The organism is Pseudactinotalea sp. (assembly GCF_048594945.1).
Taxonomy (GTDB): Bacteria; Actinomycetota; Actinomycetes; order Actinomycetales; family Beutenbergiaceae; genus Pseudactinotalea.
This window is the reverse complement of record NZ_JBMDXJ010000262.1, coordinates 1-7,794: the sequence shown is the minus strand read 5'-3', so window position 1 is coordinate 7,794 and position 7,794 is coordinate 1. Positions and strand designations below refer to the sequence as shown.

Sequence of the window (7,794 nt, the reverse complement as noted above, 5' to 3'; positions counted from 1 at the left end):
GCCGCCGCGCCGGCGGCCGCGACGATGGCGGCCACTCCCTCATCAGCAGCGACCACCGAAGCACCGATGGCGGTGTACCGCTGCCGATCCTTCTCCTCGCAGACGATCACCGCGCTGGTGCCAGCCTGGGCGAGCCGGGCGATGAGCGACCGGTCCGGCTCGTGCTCGGCATCGATGAGCGCGACCGACCCCAGTCCCGCCAGGGCCGCCGCGACGAGCTCGGCCACGTCGGCACAGCGACGCACCACGACCAAATCGCGCGCGCCGTCCACTCCGGCCACCGCCGCCTGCTCGAGATCGCCGAGCAGAGCGACCAGAACCCCGTGACTCACCTCAGCCGGCCCCGCCGCCGAGGACCGGAACGATCGTGATCTGCCCGTCGGCGGAGAGCGCAGCGAGCACGTTCGGGAGATCGGTGGTGGAGACGAGGATCTGGACCTGGACCGAGTCGGAGCCCGCGAAGACCGACGTGTCGGTGTGGACCTCCCGGACCTCGACGTCCTCGACGAGCAGCTCGGGCGGCAGCAGCTCCCGCTGCGTCGAGCCCGGATCGGGCAGGGCGACCCACAGGTCGACCCGACTCCCCGCCGTCACGATGTCCTGCATCGCGGCCGGCATAGCGAGCTGTACGGGACGCAGATCGATCTCCTCGGAGGTGCCGAGCGAGGCGAGCGGCACGAGCTCGCCGGCGGCGACGGTGCGCGTGACCACGGCCTCCTCGAGCTCCGACCCCGGCACGAGATACACACCTTCCACACCGTCGAGGCGGACCTGGACCACCTGGAGATCGTCGAGGTCCACGACGTCCCCGGGCGTCAGCGGCCCGCTGGCCTGGTAGACGTCGACCGTGGCGTCGGCACGGGAGACCGCCCACGACCCGAGCGCCACCGAGCCCACGACGAGCAGCACCCCCACCCCCAGTCGGGGGTCGCGCCAACTCGGTCTGCGCATCCTGCTCGCGCCGGTGTCCGCCACGGCTTCCCCCTTCTGGCGGTGATCGTGCCGGCCATTATGGGCCACGAGAGCACCCGACGGTATCCCTGTGTCCACAGGCCACCGGACCGGAGCACACGTCGTCATCCACAGATCGCGACACACCACCGCGAGCGCGGCACCGAAAGTGCGAGACTCTCCCCATGGAGCCACGCTTCCTCTCACTCGCGGACGTCTGCGAGGTGCTGCAGGTCCCGATGCCGACCGTGCGCGCGCTCGTGCGCAGCGGTGAGCTGCGCGCGATCCAGATCGGCGGCAAGGGCACCTGGCGGGTGGAACGCTCGGCGCTCGAGTCCTACATCGAGCACCGGTACGCCGTCGAGGAGCAGCGGCTACGCGAGGGCGCGCGGGACTGATCAGCCCGCTCAGCGGGACGAGACGCTGAGCAAGGCTGGCCACGGCACGCTGAGCACGCCGGTGCGTGCCGCGATGTCGAGGTGGTCGGCTCCCACGCGCACCAGCAGCCCGGTGTGGTCGCCGCCACGGGTGCGCACCACCACGTCCTGTCCCTCGCCGGCGAGCGCCCGCAGCACGTGCCCGAGGCCGAGACCGCGCTCGATCGCACTCGGCGCCGGCGCTGCACCTGCTAGCGGCCACGCCAGTGCGATCGCCATGACGGGGACCAGGTGACGCCGTTCGCCCTCCGCGAGCAGCACCCATTCCTGTGCCACGTCGCTCACCAGACCCACGCGGTCGGACCCGTCGCTGAGCCGCAGCGTCAGCGGCTCGCCGCGCCGCGCCCGCAGCCGGTCGCCGAACTGGGTGCCGGCAACCTCGGCCTCGGCCAGCTGGCGAATCTCGTCGTCGTCGTCCGCACGAGACGCTGCCTCCCACTGCGCCTGCAGATCGGCAAAGAGCGAGTCCCAACGCACGTGCCCACGGTAGGGCACCAGCGCGAGCTCACGGAGCACCACCACTAGACAGCGATTACTGTTCAGTGATAGGAACTGACATGAACTGACACGATCCACTCTCGAAGGACCCATCCATGCCGCACCGATTCGCCGGAGCCGTCGCCCTCGCCTGCGCCAGCGCGGTCGGACTCGTGCTGCTGCTCGGCTCGTTGCTGCGAACCAGCGAGGCCGGGGTCCGCACGCCCGACGACGCCGTCGCGCTGGGCGTTCTGGCGATCGGCGTGCTGCTGGTGAGCTGGTACCTGGCGACGGCGGTGGCAGCTCTGGTCTGTCTGGTGGCTCGCTCCGCGGGTCGCGCCTGGGTCGCCGGCGAGCAACGGATCAGCGGTCTCGGCGCCCCGTTCGCTCGGCGCTTGCTGCTGACGGGCGGCAGCGCTGCCGTGGTCGCGGCAGCCGCGATCGCTCCCGCGGCCGCCGGCCCGATCCCGGCCACGGCCGTGAGTGTGTCCTCAGGTCCGGTCGCCACGCTCGCCGACGACCTGGGCTGGGGAGCAGACGACGACCAGCACGAGACCACCTCCGAGGACACCGAGGACGAGGACGACGACGAGCCGCCCGCACCATCGGGCACGCCGGCGGAACCGGCCTCGACCACCGACGTGAGTGAGACCTACACGGTCACGGCCGGCGACTCGCTGTGGCACATCGCCGCCGACCACCTTCCCGAGAGCAGCACCGATGCCGACATCGCCGCCGCCTGGCCGGACTGGTACGCGGACAACCACGACGTGGTCGGGTCCGATCCCGACCTCATCCACCCCGGTCAGGTGCTCACCGTGCCCGACCACGACTCCGAGGAGGAAGCGTGAGCCTGCTGGCCACCGCCGAGCCGATCACCGATGCCGTGCCTGCCCAGCCGCAGGTGCGACCGGCATCCCTGCACGAGTTGCGCCCCTGGGACCGCATCGCGTTCCGGGCACCCAGGAAGGGCGAGGACGACCTGGTGCCCGATGCGCCTCCGCTGGTGTGGCCGCGTCCGCTCGTGCAGGACCTCCCCGACCCTGCCACGTGGAGCGGCACGCTGGTGCGTACCTGCGTGGAGGTGCTGCTCGGCGCCCGCCCCTCCGCACAGCTCGCGCGATGGCTCACCGCCGACCTCTACGAGATGCTCAGCCGCCGCGCGGGCGTCGGGAGCGCGATGCCCACCACGGCGCGCCGAGTCCGCGTGGTCCGCGTCCACACCCACGCCGTGTCCGAGACCTGCCACGAAGCCTCGGTGGTCATCCACGACGGCCATCGCGTGCGCGCCGCTGCGATCCGCATCGAGATCCACCGCGGCCGCTGGCGCGCCACCGCGCTCGAGATCGGGTGAGTCGCGCGACTCGCACGACCGAATCCCCTCTCGGGATTCACGCCAGCGACACCGGCCCGCCCAGTCCTCGTCCTCACACGTGAGGCTGCTCGCCCGGCCATGACCAAGGTCACCGTGGCCCCGATCACCTCGACGGTCAAGGGCCTCAGCAACGAGGTCCGCGTGGGACCAGGCAACGGCCTCGACCTTCCGCTGACCCGCTGACGCGTCAGCGCTTGCGCTTCTTGGCCTGCTTGGCCGCGCGGCGCCGTGCCTCGCGGTTCGCGCCACCCGCCCCTGCGCCACCGCCGGAGCTGCTGCCGGCCGCGGGCTTGGCGCCACCTCGCGCAGAACCGGTCACACGGGTGCCGCCGTCACCATCGCCCGACGGCGCCGAGTAGGTGAGCTGGGCTGGGCGCTGCGGCACCCCGCCGAGCCCCAACGGGTCCGAGGCTGCGGCAGGCGCAGCGGCCGGGATCGACTTCCCACCGGCGCGACGCCCCTGCTGCGGCTTGCTCGGTGCCTTGACCGGGGGTGCCGCCGCCACCGGAGCTTCCACGGCGGCGTCCTCGGTCCCGGCATCCTCGACAGACGCGTCCTCCTGGCCGGGGATCTTCACCTCGAGGTTGTACAGGAACCCGACAACCTCTTCCTTGATCGCCTCGTCCATCGCCTGGAACAGCTGGAAGCCCTCGCGCTGGTACTCGACCAGCGGGTCGCGCTGCGCCATCGCACGCAGCCCGATGCCTTCCTTGAGGTAATCCATCTCGTAGAGGTGCTCACGCCACTTGCGGTCCACGACCGACAGCACCACACGCCGCTCCAGCTGCCGCATGATCTCGGAGCCGAGCTCCTCCTCACGAGCGTCGTAGGCGATCGTGGCGTCCGACGTCAGCTCGTCGATCAGCTGCTCGCGTGTGAGCCGGGTCAGCCCACCGGCCTCCTCGATCACATCCTCGGACGTGATCGAGACCGGGAAGATCTGCTTGAGGTCGGTCCACAGCTGCTCCAGGTCCCACTCCTCGGGAACTCCGGCAGCCGTCGCCTCCGCGACCACGTTCTGGATGACCTCCTCACGGAAGGTGACCACCTGGTCGGCGAGGTCCTCGCCGTCGAGCACGCGCCGTCGCTCGGCGTACACGACCTCACGCTGACGCGAGAGAACGTCGTCGTACTTGAGCACGTTCTTGCGAATCTCGAAGTTGCGCGACTCGACCTGACCCTGAGCGCTGGCGATGCCGCGCGAGACGATCTTCGACTCCAGCGGCAGGTCGTCCGGGTAGCCGGGCGCGTTCATGAACCGCTCCGCAAGACCCGCGTTGAACAACCGCATCAGGTCGTCCTCGAGCGAGAGGTAGAAGCGCGACTCGCCGGGGTCACCCTGACGGCCGGACCGACCCCGCAGCTGGTTGTCGATGCGCCGCGACTCGTGCCGCTCGGTGCCCAGCACGTACAGCCCGCCGAGCTCGGTCACCTCGTCGTGCTCGGTCGCCACCGACTTCTTCGCCTCGGCGAGCGCGGCTGGCCACGCGGCCTCGTACTCCTCGGCGTTCTCGACGGCGTCCAGCCCCATCTGCTCCATCGCCGCCAGGGCGATGTGCTCGGCATTGCCGCCCAGCATGATGTCGGTGCCGCGGCCGGCCATGTTGGTGGCGACCGTGACCGCACCCTTGCGCCCGGCCATCGCGACGATCGCACCCTCACGCGCGTGCTGCTTGGCGTTGAGCACCTCGTGCGGCACGCCCTGCTTCTTGAGCAGCTTGCTCAGCAGCTCGGACTTCTCCACGCTCGTGGTGCCCACCAGCACCGGCTGACCTTCTGCGTGACGCTCCACGATGTCCTGGACGACAGCATCGAACTTCGCCGCCTCGTTCTTGTAGACGAAGTCGGACTGGTCGGCCCGGACCATGGGGCGGTTGGTGGGGATCGGCACCACGCCGACCTTGTAGGTGTTCGCGAACTCGGCCGCCTCCGTGGAGGCGGTACCGGTCATCCCCGACAGCTTGTCGTAGAGCCGGAAGTAGTTCTGCAGCGTGATCGTGGCGAGCGTCTGGTTCTCAGCCTTGATCGCCACGCCCTCCTTCGCCTCGATCGCCTGGTGCATGCCCTCGTTGTAGCGGCGCCCGGCGAGCACACGCCCGGTGTGCTGGTCGACGATGAGGACCTCACCGGACTTGACGATGTAGTCCTTGTCCCGCGTGAACAGCTCCTTCGCCTTGATCGCGTTGTTGAGGAAGCCGATCAGCGGAGTGTTCAACGACTCGTACAAGTTCTCGATGCCGAGGTGGTCCTCGACCTTCGCGATCCCCGGCTCGAGCACACCGACGTTGCGCTTCTTCTCGTCGACCTCGTAGTCGTCGTCGCGGCGCAACCGCTTCGCCACCCGGGCGAACTCCGCGTACCACTTGTTGATGTCGCCGGAGGCGGGACCGGAGATGATCAGCGGGGTGCGTGCCTCGTCGATGAGAATCGAGTCGACCTCGTCGACGATCGCCATGTTGTGGCCCCGCTGCACCAGCTCGGCCGCGTTCCACGCCATGTTGTCGCGCAGGAAGTCGAATCCGAACTCGTTGTTCGTGCCATACGTGATGTCGGCCGCGTACTGCTCGCGCCGCTCGTCCGGCTTCTGCCCGGACAGCACCGTGCCGGTGGTCAAGCCCAGGAACCGGTAGACGCGGCCCATCAGATCGCTCTGGTACGACGCCAGGTAGTCGTTGACCGTGACCACGTGCACGCCCTTGCCCGAGAGCGCGTTGAGGTACGCGGGCAGCAGTGCGGTCTGGGTCTTGCCCTCACCGGTCTTCATCTCGGCGATGTTGCCGAGGTGCAGCGCCGCACCACCCATGATCTGGACGTCGAAGTGCCGCTGCCCCAAGGTGCGCTTGGTCGCCTCGCGGACCACGGCGAACGCCTCGGGCAACAACGAGTCGAGCGAGGCGCCATCGGCGATCCGCTCCTTGAACGAGTCGGTCTCCGCACGCAACTCGGCGTCGGAGAGGTCGCTCATGACGTCCTCGAGGGCGTTGACCTGCTTGGTGAGGCCGGTCAGGCGCTTGAGGACGCGCCCCTCGCCCATGCGAAGGATGCGATCGAGAACGGACACACTGACTCCTGGTGCTGCTGGGCGAAAGACGACTGACTGCCGACCATCGTACGTGTGGGCCCGGATCCTGCGGCGCGCCCGGTCTCACACCACCTGACGCAACGCTCCCACGAGATCTCCGCGAGCGCCGTCGGCGATCTCGATCCGCGACAGCCCCAACCACCGGGCACACTCCCGGAGCTCCTGAGCCATCTCGGACGCCACCACCGACGGCGGAGGCCCCTCCGACTCTCTGAACGCGGTGCGCACCTCGAGGGTTCCCCGGGCCCGGTCCGCCTTGAGATCGGTGCGGCCGGCGATCTCGTCGCCGAGCAGGAACGGGAGCACGTAATAGCCATCGGTACGCTGCTCGGCCGGCGTGTAGATCCCGATCCGATAATGCGTGCCGAACAGCTCCAGCAGCCGCCGACGCTCGAACACCAGCGGGTCGAACGGTGCCAGCAACGCTCGCGCCTGCGTGCGACGCGGCACGGTCGCCTCCGCGTGCAGATACACCGGCCTGTCCCAGCCCTGCACGGTGACCTGCTGCAGCCGACCCTGCGCGACCAGCCGCGTGACCGCCGCCTTCGCCTCCCCGATGCTCATGCGGAAGTAGTCGGCGAAGCAGCGCACCGTGCCGATCCCGTGGGCGCGCGCGGCGATGTCGGTCAGCTCCAGCTGGGCGTCGGCGGGATCGAGCTCGGGCAGCGCCCGCGCGGCGAGCGGAAGCACTCGCTCAGTGAGGTCGTAGGCGCGCTCGAACTGCGAGGTGCGGTGGGCGACTGCGAGCTCCCCGGTGAAGAAGCACGCCTCGAGCACCTGCTTCGCGACCGACCAGTTCCAGCCCCAGTGGTCCTTCGGCCCGCGCTCGTGGCCCAGCAGCTCGTGCATCTGGCCGGCGGTGATCGGGCCGCGCTCATCGACGACCTCGAGCACGTGATCGTAGGTCTCGGGGTGCGTGCGCCGGACCTTGGCGGGAAACCCCGCATGGCGGCTTCGCGCCATCCGGTAGCGCAGCAGCTGGAACGTCTCGGGCGGGACGTACGCGGCCACGTGCGCCCAGGACTCCATCAGCCGCCGCGGTCGAGCCGCCGTGCCCCGGGAGGCGCGATCGATCAACGCGGAGTCGTACGGCCCCAGCCGGGCGAAGGCGGGCAGCAGGTGTGCCCGCGCGAGCACGTTGACCGAGTCGATCTGCAGCAGTCCGACGCGATCGATCATCCGCTGCAGGTGCCCCATCGTCACCGTGCCGGGCGGACGCGCCTGCCGTCCGGTCCGGGCCAACCCTTGGGCATGGATCGCCACTCGCCGTGCCTGCGGCAGCGAGAGGATGCGAGTCGAGGTGGTCGTCACGTTCTCACTATGGCGCGAGCCTGCGACATCGCACCCCACCGGACCCCGAGCGGGCCTGCCGCGTGTCTCGACAGGCCCGCTCCTGGCCGTTCAGGCCGACGCGACCGCGTCGACCGGCTGGGTCGTGGTGTTGAGGCGGATGACGCCGTAGGTCCAGCCCT

Annotated in this window: 7 protein-coding genes and 1 pseudogene; 3 read left to right on the top strand and 5 right to left on the bottom strand. The window is 70.0% G+C overall.

Translation table 11 applies throughout. From position 1 onward, the window contains the following. Nucleotides 1-332, bottom strand: a pseudogene (locus ACOJSN_RS11400) (hypothetical protein); the annotation flags it as partial. 1 nt (nucleotide 333) lies between these two features. After that, complete coding sequence (locus tag ACOJSN_RS11395) at nucleotides 334-975, bottom strand: hypothetical protein (RefSeq protein WP_420112617.1); 642 nt, start codon at nucleotides 973-975, stop codon at nucleotides 334-336. A 161-nt stretch (nucleotides 976-1,136) separates the two neighbouring features. Between ACOJSN_RS11395 and ACOJSN_RS11390 the strand changes: the two genes are divergently transcribed. After that, nucleotides 1,137-1,349 (top strand): helix-turn-helix domain-containing protein, encoded by a 213-nt coding sequence (locus tag ACOJSN_RS11390; RefSeq protein WP_420112616.1) that lies wholly within the window; start codon nucleotides 1,137-1,139, stop codon nucleotides 1,347-1,349. 9 nt (nucleotides 1,350-1,358) lie between these two features. Here ACOJSN_RS11390 and ACOJSN_RS11385 read toward each other — a convergent pair whose 3' ends face one another. Then, the gene (locus ACOJSN_RS11385; protein ID WP_420112615.1) at nucleotides 1,359-1,865 is read right to left on the bottom strand and encodes a hypothetical protein; all 507 of its coding nucleotides are present in this window, start codon (nucleotides 1,863-1,865) and stop codon (nucleotides 1,359-1,361) included. 116 nt (nucleotides 1,866-1,981) lie between these two features. Here ACOJSN_RS11385 and ACOJSN_RS11380 point away from each other — a divergent pair, with 116 nt between their 5' ends. Together ACOJSN_RS11380 and ACOJSN_RS11375 are read left to right on the top strand one after the other, a co-directional pair. Then, nucleotides 1,982-2,716: a LysM peptidoglycan-binding domain-containing protein gene (locus ACOJSN_RS11380; protein ID WP_420112614.1), complete on the top strand. Its 735-nt coding sequence runs from the start codon at nucleotides 1,982-1,984 to the stop codon at nucleotides 2,714-2,716. Beyond that, complete coding sequence (locus ACOJSN_RS11375; RefSeq protein ID WP_420112613.1) at nucleotides 2,713-3,219, top strand: Rv3235 family protein; 507 nt, start codon at nucleotides 2,713-2,715, stop codon at nucleotides 3,217-3,219. The genes ACOJSN_RS11380 and ACOJSN_RS11375 overlap by 4 nt, the downstream gene beginning before the upstream one ends. 208 nt (nucleotides 3,220-3,427) lie before the next feature. On the opposite strand, the gene secA is transcribed toward ACOJSN_RS11375, so the two are convergent. Further along, the gene (secA, locus tag ACOJSN_RS11370; protein ID WP_420112618.1) at nucleotides 3,428-6,274 is read right to left on the bottom strand and encodes a preprotein translocase subunit SecA; all 2,847 of its coding nucleotides are present in this window, start codon (nucleotides 6,272-6,274) and stop codon (nucleotides 3,428-3,430) included. A 111-nt stretch (nucleotides 6,275-6,385) separates the two neighbouring features. Then, nucleotides 6,386-7,633, bottom strand: coding sequence for a winged helix-turn-helix domain-containing protein (locus ACOJSN_RS11365; protein ID WP_420112612.1), 1,248 nt, complete (start codon nucleotides 7,631-7,633; stop codon nucleotides 6,386-6,388). Between the last annotated feature and the right edge of the window lie 161 nt (nucleotides 7,634-7,794).